General features: G+C 38.3%; 21 protein-coding genes. 4 read left to right on the forward strand and 17 right to left on the reverse strand.

The window, feature by feature from the left end:
- Window positions 1–37 precede the first annotated feature (37 nt).
- Window positions 38–1,114, reverse strand: a complete 1,077-nt coding sequence (locus tag J7E66_RS01955; RefSeq protein ID WP_214997780.1) for a sugar ABC transporter substrate-binding protein — start codon at window positions 1,112–1,114, stop codon at window positions 38–40.
- 90 nt (window positions 1,115–1,204) lie between these two features.
- Window positions 1,205–2,152 carry a sugar phosphate isomerase/epimerase family protein gene (locus tag J7E66_RS01960; RefSeq protein ID WP_214713673.1) on the reverse strand — a complete coding sequence of 316 codons (948 nt, stop codon included), beginning with the start codon at window positions 2,150–2,152 and terminating at the stop codon, window positions 1,205–1,207.
- Between the two features lie 473 nt (window positions 2,153–2,625).
- Between J7E66_RS01960 and ppnP the strand changes: the two genes are divergently transcribed.
- Window positions 2,626–2,940: a pyrimidine/purine nucleoside phosphorylase gene (gene ppnP / locus J7E66_RS01965; protein ID WP_214997781.1), complete on the forward strand. Its 315-nt coding sequence runs from the start codon at window positions 2,626–2,628 to the stop codon at window positions 2,938–2,940.
- Window positions 2,941–3,181: 241 nt separating this feature from the next.
- Here the strand turns inward: ppnP and gucD are convergent, their stop codons facing one another.
- From gucD to J7E66_RS31530, 11 genes are all read right to left on the reverse strand, one after another.
- Entirely contained in the window at window positions 3,182–4,654 is a 1,473-nt protein-coding gene (gene gucD / locus J7E66_RS01970; protein WP_214997861.1) for an alpha-ketoglutaric semialdehyde dehydrogenase GucD, read from the reverse strand.
- A gap of 111 nt (window positions 4,655–4,765) precedes the next feature.
- Window positions 4,766–5,938: a UxaA family hydrolase gene (locus tag J7E66_RS01975; RefSeq protein WP_251032709.1), complete on the reverse strand. Its 1,173-nt coding sequence runs from the start codon at window positions 5,936–5,938 to the stop codon at window positions 4,766–4,768.
- Window positions 5,925–6,230 carry a UxaA family hydrolase gene (locus J7E66_RS01980; RefSeq protein ID WP_214997783.1) on the reverse strand — a complete coding sequence of 102 codons (306 nt, stop codon included), beginning with the start codon at window positions 6,228–6,230 and terminating at the stop codon, window positions 5,925–5,927. Before J7E66_RS01980 ends, J7E66_RS01975 begins: the two co-directional genes overlap by 14 nt.
- Before the next feature lie 26 nt (window positions 6,231–6,256).
- On the reverse strand, window positions 6,257–7,159 hold the full coding sequence (locus J7E66_RS01985) for a fumarylacetoacetate hydrolase family protein (RefSeq protein ID WP_214997784.1): 903 nt from the start codon (window positions 7,157–7,159) through the stop codon (window positions 6,257–6,259).
- 58 nt (window positions 7,160–7,217) lie between these two features.
- Window positions 7,218–8,501 (reverse strand): TRAP transporter large permease, encoded by a 1,284-nt coding sequence (locus tag J7E66_RS01990; protein ID WP_214997785.1) that lies wholly within the window; start codon window positions 8,499–8,501, stop codon window positions 7,218–7,220.
- Entirely contained in the window at window positions 8,498–9,028 is a 531-nt protein-coding gene (locus J7E66_RS01995; protein WP_214997786.1) for a TRAP transporter small permease, read from the reverse strand. Before J7E66_RS01995 ends, J7E66_RS01990 begins: the two co-directional genes overlap by 4 nt.
- A gap of 143 nt (window positions 9,029–9,171) precedes the next feature.
- Window positions 9,172–10,179, reverse strand: coding sequence for a C4-dicarboxylate TRAP transporter substrate-binding protein (locus J7E66_RS02000; protein WP_214997787.1), 1,008 nt, complete (start codon window positions 10,177–10,179; stop codon window positions 9,172–9,174).
- A gap of 69 nt (window positions 10,180–10,248) precedes the next feature.
- Window positions 10,249–11,190: a fumarylacetoacetate hydrolase family protein gene (locus J7E66_RS02005; RefSeq protein WP_214997788.1), complete on the reverse strand. Its 942-nt coding sequence runs from the start codon at window positions 11,188–11,190 to the stop codon at window positions 10,249–10,251.
- Between the two features lie 23 nt (window positions 11,191–11,213).
- Window positions 11,214–11,987: an SDR family NAD(P)-dependent oxidoreductase gene (locus J7E66_RS02010; protein WP_214997789.1), complete on the reverse strand. Its 774-nt coding sequence runs from the start codon at window positions 11,985–11,987 to the stop codon at window positions 11,214–11,216.
- A gap of 16 nt (window positions 11,988–12,003) precedes the next feature.
- Window positions 12,004–12,777 carry an IclR family transcriptional regulator gene (locus J7E66_RS02015; protein ID WP_214997790.1) on the reverse strand — a complete coding sequence of 258 codons (774 nt, stop codon included), beginning with the start codon at window positions 12,775–12,777 and terminating at the stop codon, window positions 12,004–12,006.
- Between the two features lie 199 nt (window positions 12,778–12,976).
- Complete coding sequence (locus J7E66_RS31530) at window positions 12,977–13,255, reverse strand: phosphodiester glycosidase family protein (protein ID WP_251032710.1); 279 nt, start codon at window positions 13,253–13,255, stop codon at window positions 12,977–12,979.
- Window positions 13,256–13,401: 146 nt separating this feature from the next.
- Between J7E66_RS31530 and J7E66_RS02025 the strand changes: the two genes are divergently transcribed.
- Window positions 13,402–14,565, forward strand: coding sequence for a Gfo/Idh/MocA family protein (locus J7E66_RS02025; protein WP_214997791.1), 1,164 nt, complete (start codon window positions 13,402–13,404; stop codon window positions 14,563–14,565).
- A gap of 77 nt (window positions 14,566–14,642) precedes the next feature.
- Here the strand turns inward: J7E66_RS02025 and J7E66_RS02030 are convergent, their stop codons facing one another.
- Complete coding sequence (locus J7E66_RS02030; protein ID WP_214997792.1) at window positions 14,643–15,206, reverse strand: LOG family protein; 564 nt, start codon at window positions 15,204–15,206, stop codon at window positions 14,643–14,645.
- A gap of 180 nt (window positions 15,207–15,386) precedes the next feature.
- Here J7E66_RS02030 and J7E66_RS02035 point away from each other — a divergent pair, with 180 nt between their 5' ends.
- Window positions 15,387–16,220, forward strand: a complete 834-nt coding sequence (locus tag J7E66_RS02035; protein WP_214997793.1) for an RMD1 family protein — start codon at window positions 15,387–15,389, stop codon at window positions 16,218–16,220.
- Between the two features lie 71 nt (window positions 16,221–16,291).
- Here J7E66_RS02035 and bioB read toward each other — a convergent pair whose 3' ends face one another.
- Together bioB and J7E66_RS02045 are read right to left on the reverse strand one after the other, a co-directional pair.
- Window positions 16,292–17,290: a biotin synthase BioB gene (gene bioB / locus J7E66_RS02040; RefSeq protein WP_214997794.1), complete on the reverse strand. Its 999-nt coding sequence runs from the start codon at window positions 17,288–17,290 to the stop codon at window positions 16,292–16,294.
- Window positions 17,291–17,644: 354 nt separating this feature from the next.
- Window positions 17,645–18,505 carry an alpha/beta hydrolase gene (locus tag J7E66_RS02045; protein WP_214997795.1) on the reverse strand — a complete coding sequence of 287 codons (861 nt, stop codon included), beginning with the start codon at window positions 18,503–18,505 and terminating at the stop codon, window positions 17,645–17,647.
- A gap of 337 nt (window positions 18,506–18,842) precedes the next feature.
- Between J7E66_RS02045 and J7E66_RS02050 the strand changes: the two genes are divergently transcribed.
- Entirely contained in the window at window positions 18,843–19,238 is a 396-nt protein-coding gene (locus J7E66_RS02050) for a hypothetical protein (RefSeq protein ID WP_214997796.1), read from the forward strand.
- A 79-nt stretch (window positions 19,239–19,317) separates the two neighbouring features.
- Here J7E66_RS02050 and J7E66_RS02055 read toward each other — a convergent pair whose 3' ends face one another.
- A complete protein-coding gene (locus tag J7E66_RS02055) occupies window positions 19,318–19,770 on the reverse strand; it encodes an NUDIX hydrolase (RefSeq protein WP_214997797.1) in 453 nt (150 codons plus the stop codon).
- Window positions 19,771–19,914: the final 144 nt, after the last annotated feature.

Below are 19,914 nucleotides of genomic sequence, written 5' to 3' on the forward strand. Positions count from 1 at the left end.
TCAAATGATTCGACTTTGGTATTAATAATTTGATTTTCTACTCAGCAAACTGCGGCTCTGTCCATTGAATAATTTCCTCTGCAGGCTTATCAACATTTGTGCTATCAATTAATGCTTGCGGAGTCCATACAACGCGTGGTACTTTTTGTCCTCCTAAAGCTCTTAATGTCGCTTCAATAGCAATTTGAGATTTAAATCTTGGGAATGAATCGATCGTTGCATCCAGTTCACCTTTGCGGATTGAATCATACGCTTCACCAATACCATCTACACCAACAACAAGTATATCTTTACCAGAATCATTAATCGCTTCTTGAACACCTAACGCCATAGTGTCGTTATTACAGAAAATTGCTTTTAGATCTGGATACTTTTTGATCCATGTTTCGGCTAAATCCTTTGATTTTGCACGATCCCAGTCCGCATTCTGTTTTGCAACAATCTCAATATCTGGTGCATTCTCTTTCATATAATTTTCAAAACCGGTTGTTCTTTGTCTTGCAGCAAAGGCTTTTGGCATCCCTACGACGATGGCAACTTCACCTTTACTGTTTAATTTATTCGCAATCCATTCAGCAGCCAATTCACCATTTTGAATAGCCTTAGGACCAACATAATTTGGAGCTTCACTGATTAATCCATCATTAACATTAAAAACAGGAATTTTTGCTTTTTTAGCCTCTTCGACACCTGGAACAAGATTGCTATCGGATATTGGAGATAATAATAAGGCAGTGTATTTCTTGTTTACCATATCTTCAACAATCGATAATTGTCCCTGTTCATCACCTTCACCTTGTGCAGATTTCACATCGATGGATACTTTGTATCCCCTATCTTGAAGTTTCTTTACGCCTTCTTCATACCCTTCCTTCAAGGTTCTCCAATATTCATTTTCAAATGCTTTTGCAACAGCTCCGAACTTCACTTGGCCCTCAGGTTTTGGAATATCGCCAAGACTACTTCTAAGTTCTTTAAATTCAATTCCTTTTGCCTCATCAGGGTTAAAACCTGCATTTGCTTTATCTGCACTTCCGCTGGATTGACTACTACATGCTGCAAGACCAATAGATAACGAAACAACTGACAATAAAACAGGTAATTTTTTCAACATGTGAACCCTCCTATAATAGGTAACCGTTTTCATTCATATAAAAAATTTTTAGGCAAATACCTTTTTTGTTTTTCTAGTTTATAGGGTTATTTATTTCAAACATTCCAATAGCAATTGTGTAGCAGCAACTCCGTCATTTTCCTCGATGATTTGTTCGATTCTCTCTAGACCAATTTGGTCAACGAGATAGAATATTTTATTTATTAATTTAACATTCTGTTTAATTTCTTCGATTGGGTTTTCTCTAACAGGAAAAGTATCGAAATAGATAGCATCTTGATATTTGAATTTCTTTAAATAATAGATAAATTCTAAAGTTTGCAAGAATGAAGAAGTACCCACCATTAAACCATCATCATTTAAACCGTAGCCATCGTTGATATGTACTCCGTAAAGTTTGTCTTGCTTCGCTACTAGCGTTAGTCCAAATCCTGGATTCTCATGTTTCATTAACATATGACAATAATCAAGCGTTACTCCCACATTAGGTCGTCCAATTTCGTTTACCATCAACAAGGAAAGCCCGACACTATCGATTAGTGAATAAGCCCTTGGCTGAAAAGGTTTATATTCAATACTAATCCTCAAATCTGGTGCATAGTCAGCAAGTTTACAAAAATATTCTTTAACTTGATTCCAAGCTTCTTGATAGTTTACTTGAAAAGGATAATCAAAACCGTCATAACCTAACCAAATAGTTAAAACCTTTCCCCCTAAACTGCGACAGATATCGGCTGCCTCACAGCATAATTGAAACGCTTCCATTGAAATGCTAGAGTTTTTGTTTCCTAACTCCCCATTTATAAACTGACTTCTAAAACGCAATGCCAAACCATTCACTTCTAAACCCGCATTTGATAATGTCGTTTGTATTGCTTGTAAAGAATGATTTTCAAAATGTTCTGGGTAGTTAAGATCAACACTTGTGATTCCATCAATTTTTGAAATGGATTCTATCGCTAGAAGAATATCATTATTAACTGTTGGAAGAATGGAATTAATTCGGGTAGCCAATTTTAGTTTAGTAGCCGTTTTCATTTTTGTCCTCCTCTTAACTTTTCATAGTATTTTTTCTTCTCCTTTAATTTAACATCATATTTTTTCATTTTCAACTATTTTTTTTAATATTTTTTCATTATTTTTTAAATTTTTTCAATTTATTTCATCCTTTTCGCGAAAATTTTAAAAAAATTATAAATTTACCATATTTATTTAATAGGTTGAAAAACGTCTAATTGTTCTAGTTTCAATTATTAATTATTTTAATATTCACACAAAAAACCCGAATAAGGCACTTCTTTAACATCCTCTTTTATGAGGCTCTTAACTACTATATTGCTGGCAATGGGTTTTAAGCTTATGGTTGCACGGCAGGAGGTTTGCAGGAAAGTTTTTCGATGGCAAATGGAATTTTCATTTTTTAAAATATTTTAACTATACTCTTTATTTTTGATTCCCATCGGGAGGTTTTTATGTTTAAATGATAGCAGTAAAACGAGAGGATGAATTCAATGTCACACTTTACAAATGCAACAATCACCAAAAAGGCAAATATATATTTTGGCGGAAAGGTTACAAGCAGGACGATCCAATTTCAGGACGGAACCCAAAAAACTTTAGGTGTTATGCTTCCAGGCGAATATGAATTCTCTACATCTCAAAAAGAAGAGATGGAAATTCAAGCGGGAAAACTGGAATATAAATTAAAGGGTCAGGATTGGGAGCTAATTCAAAATCAAGGTGTATTTTATGTGCCTGCAAATGAAAGCTTTTTATTAAAGGTTCATTCTATTGTTGATTATTGCTGCTCCTATCTACCTGAATAGCAATCAAACATTCTATTATTCGAAGCAAACGAAAAATACGTTCTTCGGTTTTTAAACGAACTCATTATGGTATATAAATCTAAAAAACCTCGATTAGATCGAGGTTTCTTATTGTTCATTATGATCATCTAATTTTATAACATAACATGTCCGGTATACTGATTTTCTTTAACATACAAACCTAGTTGTGAACCCTTCTAAAAAGCGAACCGAGCTTCACATTCCTAGCACACCATATCCCTTAAGCATCCCCTTTTACAAACACCGTCTTAATGGCGGTAAAGAATTCTTTGGCTACTTCTCCCTGTTCGCGGGAACCTGTACTTGATGCTTTCATTCCACCGAATGGGGCTTGGAGTTCTACACCAGCACTTTCTGCATTGATTCTTACGAGACCTGCTTCAATATCATCGACGAAGCTCAATAATGAATTGATGTTGGATGTAAAGATAGAGGCACTTAGGCCATATTTTGTATCATTTGCAAATTCAATCGCTTCTTCTAATGAATCAGCTTTGATTAACGCGATGACTGGGCCAAAGATTTCCTCCTGGGCAATAGCCATTTGTGGTGTTACATTTTCAAAGATAGCTGGAGTAATAAAAAATCCGTTCTTATATTCTTCTCCTTGTAAAACTTCACCGCCCAAGATTAGGATTGCCCCTTCTTCTCTGCCAATTCCAATGTATTTTTGTACAGTGTTAAACTGGGCTTCACTTGCACATGGCCCCATCCAAATACCATCTTGTAAGCCATTACCCACTGTTATTTTTTTTGTTTCTTGGATCAGTTTTTCTTTAAATTCATCATATACAGATTTTTCGACAATAACCCGACTTGAAGCCGTACATTTTTGCCCGGATGAGCGAAAGCCTCCACTAATTACGCCTTCAACTGCCAAGTCAATATTAGCATCTTTGGTAACGATGACTGGATTTTTCCCACCCATTTCCATTTGAAATTTAATTCCACACTCTGTTGCTGCTTTAGCTACATTTTTACCAACGCCTTCAGATCCAGTAAAGGTGATCGCATTTAATAGAGGGTGTTCAATTAATGCCTGGCCAATAACAGACCCGGAACCTGTGATAAAGTTCAAAACACCTTCAGGAAGACCGGCTTTCACCAAACAATCTACTACTTTAGCCGCTGTCACTGCTCCTTCTGTCGCTGGTTTAAGTACAATCGTGTTTCCATATACAAGGGCCGGCGCGATTTTCCAAATAGGAATAGCCACTGGAAAGTTCCATGGGGTAATGACCCCAACTACACCAAGTGGTGATCGTTTTGTAAACATCAATGCATCTTTATCTGAAGAAGGAATGACATCCCCTTCTTTACGCATACCCTCGCTTGCATAATAACGGAGAATGGCAACGCCCCTAGCAGTTTCCCCTTTTGCTTCAGGCAGTGTTTTCCCCATTTCTCTTGTCATTGTTTCAGCAACATCATCAAGATTTTCTTCCAAGATATTGGCTGCCTTAAAGAGCAGTTGTCCTCTTGCCGCTTGACCAAGCTTTCGCCACACTTTTTTTGCCCGATGTGCAGATTCTACTGCTTTGTTCAAATCCTCTTTTGTAGAATTTTGTACATATCCTACGATTTCCTCTTTGTTGGCAGGATTAATACTTTTAATAACTTCTTGTGAGGCAGATTCTACCCACTCGTTATTGATAAAATTTTTATATGTTTCTATTTTGTATATTGTTTGCATCATTCACATCTCCTTTTTTGTCAGTATTGATTCGCAAATAAAATGTTTTTGCGTCGATGAGTTATGTAGGTTCGCTGATAAACCGTGCTCCCACCAACTCCAAAAAACCTATTAGAAAGTTGGTCCGATTCTCCAAATACCGAAATCGTGCTGTTTCAAAATTTCAGCCTTTGTTAATTTACCTGATGAAACTTTCGTAATTTCATCAAAAATCCGTTGACCCACAGAATCAATCGATTCTTTTCCTTCGATAATCGTTCCTGCGTTCATATCAATGTTTTCTGACATTCTTTCAAAAATACCGGTATTGGTCGATATTTTAATTACAGGGGCAATCGGAGAACCTGTAGGCGTTCCTCTTCCAGTTGTAAAAAGAACAACTTGAGCCCCGCCGGCCACCATTCCTGTCATCTGTTCAATATCGTGTCCTGGGGTATCCATCCAAACCAGACCTTTTTTCGTAGGCTGCTCGGCATAATCAATAATTTCTTGCAATGGTTTGCTTCCTGCTTTCGTGGCAGCACCTAAGGATTTTTCCTCTAGTGTGCTTAGACCTCCCCTTTTATTCCCAGGGCTCGGATTTCCTGTTCGGATATCGACACCCATTTTTAGTGATCGGTTTTCCATCGCATGAATGATCTGATACGCCTTTTTGGCGATTTTATCATCGACAGCCCGCTCAGCTAATAAATGCTCGGCTCCAATTAATTCTGTCGTTTCCGCTAAAATAGCTGTTCCACCACGCTCAATAATCATATCGCTGACAGATCCAACGGCTGGATTTGCTGATAAACCGGAACAAGCATCAGATCCACCACATTCTGTTCCAATGATAAGTTCACTAATATCACATTGCTCTCTCATTAGTGCAGATGCATCCTGAACCATTTTGGCAGCAATCTTTGCTCCCTCCGCAATCGCGGATAATGTACCTCCATGGTCTTGAATGGAAACTACTTGAACAGGTTTACCGGTTTTGGCTAATTCTCCTGCTACACTTCGAGCTTGGTGCGTTTCACAGCCGAGACCTAGCACAACGACTCCATATACGTTGGGATTGGCTCCCATCCCTACATACGTCCGAAACGTTTGTTCATAATCAACACCGACTTGAGCACAGCCATGCTGATGAATAAATGATACCGTTCCTGAAACCAACTCTGTAATCTGTTTGGCCGCCTGGGTAGCACAAGTAATGGTTGGTAAAATTAATACATGATTCCGAACCCCAACTCTTCCATCCGCTCTTCTATATCCCCAAAATTTATTGTTAGTTAATTCCAACTTGATCACCTCTTCCACGTATTCCTTCAATATTATGAATATGAACATGTTCTCCTGGTTCAATATCGTTAACGGCTTTGCCAATCACTTCACCGTATTTTACGATATTCGCTTCTTTTAAGATCAGCGTGATGGCAAACTTATGACCAAATTCAATATCCTTCCTTACTATTACGGATACGGTCTTATCTTGACAAGTGAGCGTTACGGTTGCATTAGCAGGAATATTCTCCATGGCAGTTGCCACATTATCTGTTGGTCTAATCATCACAGCTTTATAGGTATTCTCCATTTTGTAAAGGCTCCTTCTTCCATTTATTAATAAAGAGCAGCGTGCTTTTTTACCGGTGCTTTGACCGGATTGCTTAACACTCCAATTTCAGGAATTTCAATTTCGATTAAATCGCCATCCTGCAACGTAAACTCATTGGGCGGAACAATGCAGGTACCGGTTAATAGGACTGTTCCATCGAAAATCTCATTATCTCTTAAAAGATAGGAAACTAGTTCGTCATATTTTCTTTTTAATTGGCTGGTGTTGGCAAATCCCTCCACTACTTTTTGGTCCTGACGATAAATTCTGCAAATAATATCAAGCTGGTAAGGGTCTGCTACTGCGTCTGCAAGCAAAAGAGCTGGACCAATAGAGCATGAATTCTTCCAAATTTTTGCCTGGGGAAGATACAGCGGATTTTCTCCCTCAATATCCCGAGAGCTCATATCATTTCCAATCGTGTAAGCAAGGATCTCACCTTTCTTATTGATGACTAGCCCCAGTTCTGGTTCAGGTATCTGCCAGTTGGAATCACTGCGGATATACACTTCTGTATTAGGACCTACTAATCTAGCAGCTGTCGATTTCATGAATAGTTCTGGGCGGTCTGCATCATAGACTTTATCGTAAAACGTCTTGGCATCTAGTTTTCCAGCTGTCGCTTCATAATTTCTTGCTTCTTTACTTTTTTCATACGTGACGCCTGCTGCCCATACTTCCGGGGCTGCGATTGGCGGCAACAAGGTAAGAGACGCTAACTCCAACTTTTCTGGCTGTTCCGTTTTGATTACTTCTTGAATGAGGGACAATGGTGTCTGCTTGGTATTCTGCGCATACTCCACTAACTCCATAAAATCCTGATATGCAAGAGGGTAAACCTCCAATTGATTAGTTAAAGCTGCTAATACAGGTGTTCCCTTTTCATTTTGGTACCGAATAACCCGCATATTCATTCTCCTTTTTCTACTCAATTTCTAGTCATTTTAGATTGAATATTCTGTAAAATTACATCATTAGACCTGGTAACCACATGGAAATCGTCGGGACAAAGGTAATAAGCAATAACGCGATGATTAAAACTATATAAAATGGGATGACTTCTTTTAAGAATGCCTCTATCTTTACATTAGCTGTAGAGCAAACTGTAAAAATGGCTGTTCCTAGTGGCGGGGTAATCGTCCCGATTCCAATGTTAAATAAGAAGATCATTCCTAAATGGACAGGATCAATTCCATATGCTTGACCCATTGGTATAATCAGAGGTGTTAAAATAACAATGGCGACATTTCCTTCGATAAACATCCCTAAGATTAATAAAAAGACGTTCAAGATTAATAGAAAGGCAATTGGTGTACTTACCATATCTGTTACATATTGAGTGGCAATATGCGGGATTCTTTCCCAAGTAAGTATCCAGCCAAAAGCAGAACCTGCAGCAATAATGATTAATATAGAGGCAGATGTAGAAACAGATTCTTTAAGAGCTTCTTTTAAATGAGGGATTTTCATTTCTCGATAAAATAAGAATCCAATCAGTAAGGCATAGACGATTGCCACAGCTCCTGCTTCAGTGGGTGTAAAAACACCGATTCGGATCCCGCCAATGATGATGACTGGCAGTAATAATGCAAGAATAGCGTTCTTCGATGCAACAGCCACTTCTTTCGGCCGTGCCATCTTTTCTCTAGCGGGAAGATAACCCCTTTTTTTAGCAACGAAATGAACGGCAATCATCATGAGCACACATGTCATCAAGCCAGGAACAACTCCGGCCATGAATAGCTTACCAATCGAAACATTTCCGATATAACCATATAGGATCATACCAATCCCCGGGGGAATTAATGGTGTGATAAGGGATGATGCGCCAATGACAGAGGCAGAAAAGCCAGGAGCGTATCCCTTTTTAATCATTTCCGGATGCATAATTTTCGCTTGCATCGCTGCATCTGCTAAACCAGATCCTGATAGGCCGCCCATGATCGTACTTAACACAATACTAACTTGAGCCATTCCTCCAGGAAGATGTCCGGTAATCACTTCAGCAAAATCAGCGATTCGGCGCGTAATTCCCGTATAGTTCATTAAAACGCCGGCAACGACGAAAAAGGGGATGGCTAGAAGTGGGACAGATTCTATACCGGCAATCATTCTTTGAGCTAGCAGCATTGGCTCGATATCTACAGAAAGTAAAAAATAGAGTAAACAGCTTCCGATAATCGCGTAGGCGACAGGAATACCAATCAAAAACAAGGTGAATAAGGAGATGGATGTAATTGCGATTGTCATAGCTTCGCCTCCTTGTGGGATGCAGTTTGATAATCTTTTATTTGCTCAGCATTGATTTTAAATTTTTTCCTCATCTTACTGATACGGGAAGTAAGATGTATCGCTGAGAATATACCACATAAAACAACAGCGACATCAATGTAGATATAACTAACTCTGAGTACAGGAGTTAATCTCGATGCCGCCTGTGCTGTCAACTGACTGCCTAAGTAAACAAAGACGAATAAACTAATAAAAGTTAGAACAATTTCCCTAAACAAATCGGCAATTATTTTTAATGAAGGATTTAGTTTTTCGACAAAATATTCGATGCCCACATGTCCATTTTCTTTTTCAACAACACTTGCACCGAGGAAGGTAAACCAAACGAATAAAGCCAAGGTCATCTCTTCAGTCCATTGTAATGGTTCCCCTAATACAAACCTCATAAATACCCCGACAACTGAAACGCTAATAATTAAAACAAGGGAAATGGAGGCGAATACGCTATCTAGATTTACTATCCAACGACCTAATCGTTTCACCATTTGTTTTGTCACCTCTTTATTTTGCTATTTATGCTGCTACCTACAATCAGCATGATCCATTGATAAGAAACAACAGGGTTAGATATGTGGGATGGGATAATTGATTCCATCCCTCATAATTAACACCTTAGCCTCGCTATCTATTATTCTTTAATAATCTTTTGAACCTTGTCATACAGTCCTGGACTCCACTCGTCCATTTCTTTATAGACTGACTTTGTAGCTTCTTTGAAGGCTTCTTGGTCTGGCTCAATAACTTCTACCCCAGCATCTTTTAAGTCCTTCAGTACAGATTTCTCAGATTCTTTAACTTTTTCTCCCATGAATTTACCGGCTTCGTCCCCGGTTTCCTTTAACACTTTCGCTACATCAGCAGGCAGTGTGTCTATATAAGACTGACCGGCAACCCACTGGATAATCATATTCGTATGTGCTGATAAAGAAAGAAATTTCGCTTTCTCGTAAACTTTGGACCCCTGGATAACAGGAAGCGGGTTTTCCATTCCGTCAATGACACCTTGAGCGATAGATGGATAAACCTCTCCAAGTGGCAGCGGAGTAGCCGTTGCCCCCATTTTTTCCATGATTTTAATCGATAACGGATTACTCGGGACACGTACTTTAAGCCCTTTCAAATCCTTCGGTTCCTTCACTGGCTTCGTTGTGATTAAGTGACGGTCGCCGTATATCCATTTTGTCGAGACGATATGGAGGCCTTTACCTTGTAAATCCTTTTCTAAGCCTTTAAACCAATCACTGTCTGTTACTTTAAACAAATCGTCATAGCTGTCAGTTAAATATGGAGCGGAAAGAATTCCGATATCTGGAACGTAATCCATTAAAAAGCTGGCATCTGCAATATGAATAATATTGGCGCCTGTTTTCATCTGTTCAATAACATCTGCCTTTGAACCAAGCTGGGAACTAGGATAAAGCTCAACCTTAAGTTTTCCCTTACTTTTTTCCTCAGCAAGCCTTTTCCATTCCTGTGCAGCTAAATCTACCGGCTCTCCAGGCTGATTTTCATAGCCGATTTTAACGGTGTAAACATCCTTTTCCTTTGAAGCAGTTTTTGATTTCCCACAGCCCACTAATACCATTGAAATACACAAACATAAAACTAATAGAATCGCTGAACCTCTTTTTTTCATTCCTTCTTCCCCCTAATGTAATAGTATAATTCCCCTGTAACCCCTTACATTCGTTCGGTAATGAAACATTTAATTCTTGTTAGTGACTGATTGCTTTTGCTCTTCGGTTTTGACACACGGTAATGTCAGCTGGTTTGTTAACACACCAAGTTTCTCAATCTTAATGGTTACTTCATCTCCATCTGTCAGCCAGACCTGTTCTTGTTCTGGAAGTCCAAATATTACTCCTTCTGGTGTTCCAGTGATAATTAAATCTCCTGGCTCTAATGTCATATAGGTAGAAATATAACTAATAATCTCATTGCAATAAAAGATCATGTCAGATGTATTGGAAGATTGTCTAACCTTCCCGTTTACAATTGTTTCAATTTTCAACTGATTCGGGTCGCCGACTTCATCAGAAGTTACGAGATATGGACCAACTGGACAAAAACCATCACAGGCTTTTCCTAAAAGCCATTGATTCGTGCGGAATTGAAGGTCCCTTGCGGATAAGTCATTAGCATTGCAATATCCTGCCACATAATCCAGTGCACTTTCCTTCGGTACCGCTTTGGCTTTTTTTCCAATCACGATTCCAAGCTCTGCTTCATAATCAACTTGTTTCGCATCCGCGGGAATCTCCACTTTTTCGCCATGACCGGCAAGGGAATTGCCATACTTGTTAAAAAGTACAGGGGTTTTAGGCGGTTCCATTTTTGATTCTTCCGCATGCCTTCGATAATTTAGGCCCACACAAATGATTTTTGCACTTTTCGGTACACATGGACCATATTCAATCTGATCTTCTTGAAGGGTTAATTGGCTGTTATTCTTGTTGGAATTTACAAAATGTTGAAATAAATCTTTAGAGTCTTTATCTGCTTCTAACCACTGTTCTAAAGAAAGAGGAATATTATGAGGTTCATTAGCTGCTTCCCACGCTTTGACAATGTCTACTATACCTGCATCTGTTTTCACACCAAATTTAAATTCATCATTCGAACTAACATTATAATTTACTAGTTTCATATTAATCTCCCTCCCATATTGTTTTAAGCATTTTTTCCAAATGTCACGCCTCCATCAATATACAGAGGAGAACCCATCATAAACTTCGATTCATCCGATGCAAGGAATAGAGCTGCTTTTGCCACATCATCCGGACGACCTAAATCTCCACTTAGCTGTCTTTTTCTAATGCCATTTAATCCTTCTTCAAAATCGTCATAAGAGTTTTTCAAAAAGTCTTCAACAAATGGTGTTAGGATTGTCCCTGGTAAAAGAGCGTTCACTCTAATGTTGTATGGGGCATAATCGACTTGCATGGATTTTGATAAAGAGAGAATGGCTCCTTTTGTTGCAGAGTAAGAGGCTCTGCGCGCTAGGCCAATTTCAGCAATACAAGAGGACATGTTAATGATAGTACCCCCTTGCTGCTGCATCATGTGCGGCAGCACATACTTACATGGCAAGAAGACACCTTTTATGTTGACATTTACCACCCGATCCCATAATTCCTCACTTGTTTCATGCACTGCCCCAACACCGGATATTCCAGCATTATTAAATAGAACATCGATCCTACCTTTGTCTTCCACCACCTGACTAATCATTCGTTCTACATCCGTGGCATTTGTTACATCTGCTTGCATAAATGCTGCTTTACCACCTAATTCGATGATTTCCTCCACAGTCTCATTTCCTGCATTACTCGATAAATCATTCACGATTACATAGGCGCCTTCTTTCGCAAAAACAATAGCGGTCGCTTTGCCAATCCCTGAACCAGCCCCGGTAATTAATATCACTTTATTTTTTAATCTCACTCCTATCCCTCTTTCATCAAAATTTAATTGAAGCCACAAATCCAGCTCTTAAAGAAATTTCTTTTGCTAAATTTATAATTTCTGCTCGAGCTTTCTCTTTTTTCTCGTCCCACTTAGAAATCGGCACCGTCGCACTAACGGAAGCAATCATTCTGCTTTCATGATTTAGAATCGGAGCGGCGACACAATAGAAATTCTCCACAGCCTCTTGGTATTCCATAAAAAACCCCTTTTCTTTGACACTCATTATTTGGTCCCATAGCTCGGCTAAATTTCTAACTGTATATTGGGTTTTCGGTTTCAAGGAATCTTCCGGATATAATCCTTTAAATTCCTCGTACGTAAATTGGGAAAGCTGAACCTTTCCCATAGCTGTGGCATGGGCTGGGTATCTCATTCCTGGGTTGGTGGTAATACTCACGGGAGATGATCCCTCTTTTTTTGCAAGGTACACAATTTCCGTTCCATCCAATATGGAAAGCTGAAGGGTTTCATCCAACCTCTCAAGGGTTGGAAGCGCTGTCAAATTAAACGTATCAATAAAATCAAATTGTTTAAAATATAAAGGAGAAAGCATTCCTAGTCGTGTTCCAAGGGAATATGTACCATCCTTCTCTTTCTTCACCCAATTTAATACCTCCAACGTATTTAATAGGGAAAAGATCGAGCTTTTATTAATGTTTAATTCATTTGCGATATCAATCAATCGATATTTTTCCGGGTGGTGAGCAATCATATCGACTATGTTATCGACACGTTCAATAGCTGGGACCCAATACTTTTTCTCCATGTCACCAAGATCCTTTCAACTTCGTCGGTTTATTATACTAAACCGAGTTTTATAATTAATCTAAAAAATATACTTGGTTTATTAGGATAAACCAAGTTTTATATTTTCTATACATTTAATATATCATGGAGGTTTTAACTAGGCAAGAGGTGTATTTTAAATTTTCCGAATTTTTCAGTACCTCTCACCTCTAAGTTTGCTAGATTTTGTCAAAATATAAAATGTCGCTTACTCCACGTTCTTGCCCTTTACCAAGCGGGTTATTTACCACTCTTCCCTTAAGATACATCGTAGATGAACCGCCGCCATCAAGGTTATATGTCTCTTTACAGCCCAGATCAGCTTCTTTTCCTTTTCCTTTTCCTTTTTCCTTTTTCCTCAATTTCCTGATCGAAAGATTACTTTTTCGATTCAATGCTTTTTGATAATAACAGCAAATAAATGGATAAAGATATTCATTGACATCTGTTTCTACCATTCATTATACTAAAGTTATAAAAACGATACAACTGTACCACAATGCGGTTAATTATTTTATCATCAATACTATATAAAGAACATTTTCAAATAAATCCTCGGATTTTCATATTAAAGAAAGAATCTAATAGTGGATGAGGGATAGAGATGGGCTTAGTTAAAGTTGGCGTGATTGGAATAGGAAATATGGGCAGTTCCCATGTACAAATGCTGGATCAAGGACAAATCAAAGGAGCAACTTTAACGGCGATTTGCAGTAGTAATGCAAGTCGAACCGAATGGGTGAAAAATAATATGCAAGGTAATGTGCAAATTTTCCGGGACGTAGAGACCTTTTTTAATGAGTCGGGAATTGATGCCGTCCTTATTGCCACACCACATTACAGTCATCCGGAACTCGCCAAAAAGGCCTTTGCGAAAGGAATACATGTCCTCATTGAAAAACCGGCAGGCGTCCATACAAAAGATGTACTGGAAATGAATGTGGCAGCGAAGTATAGTGGAAAAGTATTTGGCATCATGTATAACCAAAGGGCCAACCCGCTTTATCAAAATTTGCGGGACCTTATTCACTCAGGTGAACTTGGCGATATCAAACGGATCAACTGGATTGTTACGGATATTTACCGTTCACAAAGCTATTACGATTCAAGTAAATGGAGAGCCACATGGCAGGGTGAAGGAGGCGGTGTTCTATTAAACCAGGCACTACACCATTTAGATATTTGCCAGTGGACAACAGGATTTCTGCCAAAGAGCATTCGTGCCATGTGCAGTATAGGAAAGTATCATGATATTGAAGTGGAAGATGATGTAACCGCATTTTTGGAATATGAAAATGGAGCGACAGGTGTGTTTATCGCTTCAACTGGAGAAGCTCCGGGATCGGATCGCTATGAGGTTGTTGGCGATCGGGGGAAAATCATTGTAGAAAATGAAGAAATTACTTTTTACCGATTAACACAATCTGAACGTGAATTTAATGCTTCATATACTGGCGGTTTCGGGTTGCCTGAATGGCAGAAAGTCGTAATTCCTGTAAAGTCTGAAAATGCAAATCACTCCATGATTGTTCAAAATTGGATTGATTCGATTGTTACAGGGTCATCATTATTGGCACCGGGTACAGAAGGCATAAAGGCGTTGGAAATTTCAAATGCCATTTACTTATCTTCTTGGTTAAACGAAAGGGTAGAATTGCCAGTGAATCCAGACCTTTATTATGAAAAATTACAAGAAAAAATCAACACTTCCACATTTAAGAAAAAGTCCGTCACCAACACTACTTTAGATGTTTCTGGGACGCATTAAGTACTACAACAATGAGAGATTTTAACGATTTCTAAACCAATACAAGGCGAACAGTACCTGTCACTGTTCGCCTTTTCTCAGTAGGTTTTTATCGTCGGAGGTATATAGTCTAAAAATTTATCTAATAATACATCTGGTTGTTCTGCGATAATTGCCATCGAACGGAATTTCTCTTGGAGGAATCTTTGTTCGATCATATGGTCAAACAAGCTGATCAATGGGTCATAATAATGATTAATATTTAGAAGACCACAAGGCTTTTGGTGCAAGCCAATCTGACCCCACGTGAACATTTCGAAAAACTCTTCAAGTGTACCGGTTCCACCAGGCAAGACCACATATCCATCAGACAAATCAGCCATTTTTGCCTTTCTCTCGTGCATGGTTTCAACGGTAATTAACTCCGTTAAGCCTTTATGAGATATTTCACGTTCCTCCAATACTTTAGGGATCACACCAATCGCATGACCGCCTTCTTTTAATACAGTATCTGCAACTGCACCCATCAAACCATTACTCGAACCGCCGTATACTAAAGTAAGATTTCGTTTTGCTAACTCTTTTCCTAATAGAATTGCTCCTTCTCTATAAGCCTCAGAAGCACCGAAACTTGAACCGCAAAAAACTGCTAATCGTTTCATAACCTGCCTCCCTAATTTTTTATCTATTATACAGTATATATTTGTCCTACCGAAATTAGAATATTTCAATAATAGACCAAGCACTATCCAAATAAATAACTGAAAGAACTGTTCAAGCATGTTTTTTATAGGACAAGAATAAAATCAAGAAAAGGACAAATCACTGGAAAGGTGATAAAAGTGAAAGAGATTACCTTTAAAGCATTTGCCATTACCCATGAAATTGATTTGAACAAAATCGCCATCCATTGCGGTATTCCCAAAAAATTCACCTGGGAACAGCCACTAATCCTAAGAGGCGATATTCTAGAATCGATCCTCCACCAAAATGTAGATGATTCGCAAATGGTATTAGTCTTTTCTTTTGGCAGCATTGTCTTCATTAATCACTCACACATGGATGAGATAACAGTCCTATTTCACTACATCCATTCCTTTGAACCAGACTTTGAAATCGAACAGACCGACAGATATACAGACGACTACTGCCTTCATATTACTGAAACGGAGAACCTTGAATTAACCGATGAATATGTGGTTGTACCAGAATATGAGGATTTTTACCCTGAATTGATTTCTACTGTCATTGCAAAATCGGTGGCGCTTGAGAAAACAGAGGAACAACTTGGGAAAATCCATGACAAACTCGAAACCATGATCGATAGGCTGGAGAAAGGCAGACTGCGAATCGGCAACAAGGAATTGGCACGGACAACCGCGAAAATCGTGCGTCACGAGTATAATACGCTTGCTTATATCATGATTTTGGATAAGCCTGATATTACATGGACGAGCAGCACGGCCAGCGAATTTTACGACAAGATGGTCGAGTTTTTTGAGTTAAATGATCGCTATAAAATTTTGAAAAGCAAAACGGACATTTTATATAACATCATGGATGGTTTTTCGACAATTAGCCATTCGATCCGGGGACTATTCGTGGAATGGATCATAGTAACTCTAATTGTTGTTGAGATTGGTCTGACGATATTAGAAATTGGCGGATGGTTATAAAGGATTTATGTTTAAAAAAAGAGACACCTAATTGTCAAGGTGTCTCTTGCTTTGATTTGGTAATAAACCCTCTAGCTAAGGCTAGCTTTCATTTCTTCTACGGATTCTACTTCAAATCCTAAATCAAGTAACATTTTGTGATCTTCCGTTTCATCTTGTCCAGCAGTAGTTAAGTAATCACCGACAAAGATGGAATTGGCTGCATATAAACCCAATGCTTGGAGTGAACGAAGGTTGACTTCTCGTCCACCTGATATTCGAATTTCCTTTGTTGGATTGATAAAACGAAATAACGCCAAAACCTTTAAACAATAAAGTGGGTTCAATTCTTTTACTCCTTCTAATGGAGTACCATCAATCGCATGTAAGAAATTAATGGGAATTGAATCCGCATCAAGAGCTTTTAAGCTGTTAGCCATATCGACTACATCCTGCTTTGTCTCCTTCATCCCTACAATAACACCCGAACATGGGGACATTCCGTATTCCTTTACCGTTTCCACCGTAGTGATTCGATCATGGTATGTATGTGAAGTTGTGATGTTTTCATGATTGCTCGCAGATGTATTGATATTATGATTGTAACGATCTACCCCGGCTTCTTTTAATCGTTTTGCTTGTTCAGGTTTTAACAGCCCTAGACAGGCACAAACTTTCAATCCATATGTTGTCTTTATTTCTTTAACTGCTTCCACTACGTGGTCTACATCTTTATTAGATGGCCCTCTACCACTAGCAACAATACAATACGTCCCTATATTTAAATCATGTGCACGTTTTGCACCTTCAATTATAGTATCCTTATCTACCATTCTGTAAGAATTAATCGGTGCTGTCGAAATCGAAGATTGCGAGCAATAGCCACAATTTTCGGGACAGAGTCCAGATTTTGCATTCATGATCATATTAAGCTTTACTTTTTTCCCATAATAGCGCTTTCTAATTTGAAAAGCAGCATGCATTAGTAAAAGTACGTCATCATCAGGACAATCTAAAATTGAAAGTGCCTCCTGATTTGTTATTTCCTCCCCATCTAACATACGATCTGCAAGTTCCATCCATTTACTCATCTTTATCCCTCCATTTTATTTCATTTACCGTATCTACCCGATAAATAATCACTATCCATAGTTCCAACCTATGTTCCTCTAATTGTAAACTAAAATCATTAAAAGGTTAACAATTAAATCATATAATTGTTAAATTATTCTATTAATAAAGTTCGGAAAATTTTTCTTATGTCCAAATGAAAGACTATTTCTAGATTATTCCCGAAAACTACTGCATTGCGCTTGGGGGTACGAACGGATAATGAAAGGAGATTACAGTATTAATGTATTGGATCAAAGCGGCAGGAGTTTTTTCCTTCCGCCAAAAAAACTCAAATAAAGTCCACCTCCTCATAAAATAGCAGGAAATGGACTTTAAATGATCTCTTTATATAGCACCTTTTGTTTTTTATCCATCTGTTTGTCTAACCAGCCAACCAAATCTCCTAAAAACCTCTCTCTTCCCACTCCATCAAAGGGGCGATGCTTGACTAAAGAGTACTCATATAGCTGTTTATCCTTTGAAGCAACTTGTTGAAAAAATTGGCTCAGCTTTGCTGGTGGTGTAATTCTATCGTCAAGTCCGTATTGCAATAAAAACGGAAGACTAATCGACGTTGCTTTATTTACGACGCGTGAAGTCGCTTGGATTAAGCTATGTCCCAAACCAGGTGTAACGATATTGTGACGTAAACGGTCGGAATAATATTTAGCACGCACGGCTGAATTTTTCCTTAGCAATCGAAAATTTCGAGATTTATTGATACTATAGTCTGGTTTAACCTTCCCCATTAAGCTAATGCCTAGCTGCTCTATCGGTGTCACTTCGTAAGAGATAGCAGGAGAAATCGCAATAATGCCTGAGATACCTGCGCTATGATCTAAGCAATAGTCGAGGGTAATCAGGCCGCCAATGCTATGTCCCACAATATACAATGGCAATTCGGGCTGATCTAGAGAAACGAGCTTTCGAAACTCGTGTAAATCCCCCCTAAATTCATCCCAAGACCGGATAAATCCCCTTTTACCAGTACTTTTTCCATGACCGCGCAAATCAAAGGCATAAACAATATATTCTTTTTCAACCAAGCTTCCACTTAGATTCTGGAGCCCTCCGCTATGGTCGCCATGTCCGTGAACTAAAATAACTGCCGCTTTTGGAGCCGTTAATGGTTCGATCACTTGAAAAAATAGTTCCGTTCCATCGACACCATTAAATGTCCCTTCTGTTGTCATGCATGTAATCCTCCAGTTGCAAACAATATTAAAACAAGTCATTGTAGTTTAGAAAGCATTTTAAGTTTCTATTATTATAAAACAATGCAAAAATAACCGCAAAAAAACTTGGACTTTGGAAACCACAGCTATATCCTCCGGCACCTTATGTTTGTCTAAAAAATCGCTTACAAATCTTAATACTTTGAATATTATAAAGTATATATACAAACCTAAGAAATTGTATTATTATTTCAATAATATAAAAATTAAAGAAATTTCGACAAAAATATAAACAGCCATTTGATAGGAAAAATGTCTATAAAAATTCGACAGTATGTACGGGAGGTGAGTAAGATTGGAAATCCTTGGAAATAAACGGTATTCAACAAAGGGTATATGTACGGTAGAGGGATGCGATGAACAAATAAAAGCACGACAGTTATGTAATAAGCATTATGTAAGAATGAGAAGGTCCGGAAAAATAGACACTATTAGGGTAGAAGCTTGCTCAATTGACCATTGTCTGGCTGTAGACTGTTCCAAACCTTATTTTGCAAATGGATACTGTGAACATCATAACTACATTTACAATAAATTAGGCTACCCGCATATGCCAAAAGTAATAAAATTATGTGGAGTTAAAAATTGTTCAAATTACCACTTTCTTAGAGGGCTATGTGAAGGCCACTACAACGAGTGGATATCAAATCTAAAAAAATTACCAGCTTTTGCTGCGAATGAGAAAATGTAATTATTCTGTCAATATGATGTCCATGGAGACGAATACTATGATTACACCATACCTACAAATAGACCTTCTTATGAAAGGTCTATTTGAGTATATTAGGATATTGTTGAATCATCTTCCTGACTAACGGACTGGTTTGTTCCGGTAACTCATGTAACGGGAAAAATCCAGCATCAATCGACTCTTTCCCATCGATTTTGATTGTATTCTTTTTTATATCTTTTGATACATAGGCAATCGTGACTGGATAGAATTCATCGCCATTTGGCAGCTTTCGAAAATACTGCTTACCTGAAAATATCTCTACTAACTGAAGTTGGCCAATTTCAACGCCTGTTTCTTCAAACACTTCTCTTCTTCCGGCCTCCTCGACAGACTCACCTAATTCTAATAGCCCGCCTGGAAGTCCCCACATGCCTTCAGGTCTTTTTTGTAAAAGAATTTTCCCCTGATCATCAATTACGCACACCATCGCACCTACTAAAATAAGTGGCCGGTTCCCGACTATTTTTCGTAAATCTTCAATGTATCCCATCATTAACCTCCATAAATTGCCTCATAATCATTATAATCTAGCGAATTGGTGCCTGACACTCATTTCGACACCCAATTAAAGGAAATTTTTAAAAATGCGTCTTTTCTTGGTATAATAGATTATGTTTTTTAGATAAACTTGAGG

The organism is Bacillus sp. ISL-7, from assembly GCF_018613065.1.

Bases quoted from the DNA above. Each gene is read 5' to 3' on its own strand.
- J7E66_RS01955 (WP_214997780.1), bottom strand. From the start codon at position 1,114: ATGTTGAAAAAATTACCTGTTTTATTGTCAGTTGTTTCGTTATCTATT.
- J7E66_RS01960 (WP_214713673.1), bottom strand. From the start codon at position 2,152: ATGAAAACGGCTACTAAACTAAAATTGGCTACCCGAATTAATTCCATT.
- ppnP (WP_214997781.1), top strand. From the start codon at position 2,626: ATGTCACACTTTACAAATGCAACAATCACCAAAAAGGCAAATATATAT.
- gucD (WP_214997861.1), bottom strand. From the start codon at position 4,654: ATGCAAACAATATACAAAATAGAAACATATAAAAATTTTATCAATAAC.
- J7E66_RS01980 (WP_214997783.1), bottom strand. From the start codon at position 6,230: ATGGAGAATACCTATAAAGCTGTGATGATTAGACCAACAGATAATGTG.
- J7E66_RS01985 (WP_214997784.1), bottom strand. From the start codon at position 7,159: ATGCGGGTTATTCGGTACCAAAATGAAAAGGGAACACCTGTATTAGCA.
- J7E66_RS01990 (WP_214997785.1), bottom strand. From the start codon at position 8,501: ATGACAATCGCAATTACATCCATCTCCTTATTCACCTTGTTTTTGATT.
- J7E66_RS01995 (WP_214997786.1), bottom strand. From the start codon at position 9,028: ATGGTGAAACGATTAGGTCGTTGGATAGTAAATCTAGATAGCGTATTC.
- J7E66_RS02000 (WP_214997787.1), bottom strand. From the start codon at position 10,179: ATGAAAAAAAGAGGTTCAGCGATTCTATTAGTTTTATGTTTGTGTATT.
- J7E66_RS02005 (WP_214997788.1), bottom strand. From the start codon at position 11,190: ATGAAACTAGTAAATTATAATGTTAGTTCGAATGATGAATTTAAATTT.
- J7E66_RS02015 (WP_214997790.1), bottom strand. From the start codon at position 12,777: ATGGAGAAAAAGTATTGGGTCCCAGCTATTGAACGTGTCGATAACATA.
- J7E66_RS31530 (WP_251032710.1), bottom strand. From the start codon at position 13,255: ATGGTAGAAACAGATGTCAATGAATATCTTTATCCATTTATTTGCTGT.
- J7E66_RS02025 (WP_214997791.1), top strand. From the start codon at position 13,402: ATGGGCTTAGTTAAAGTTGGCGTGATTGGAATAGGAAATATGGGCAGT.
- J7E66_RS02030 (WP_214997792.1), bottom strand. From the start codon at position 15,206: ATGAAACGATTAGCAGTTTTTTGCGGTTCAAGTTTCGGTGCTTCTGAG.
- bioB (WP_214997794.1), bottom strand. From the start codon at position 17,290: ATGAGTAAATGGATGGAACTTGCAGATCGTATGTTAGATGGGGAGGAA.
- J7E66_RS02045 (WP_214997795.1), bottom strand. From the start codon at position 18,505: ATGACAACAGAAGGGACATTTAATGGTGTCGATGGAACGGAACTATTT.
- J7E66_RS02055 (WP_214997797.1), bottom strand. From the start codon at position 19,770: ATGGGATACATTGAAGATTTACGAAAAATAGTCGGGAACCGGCCACTT.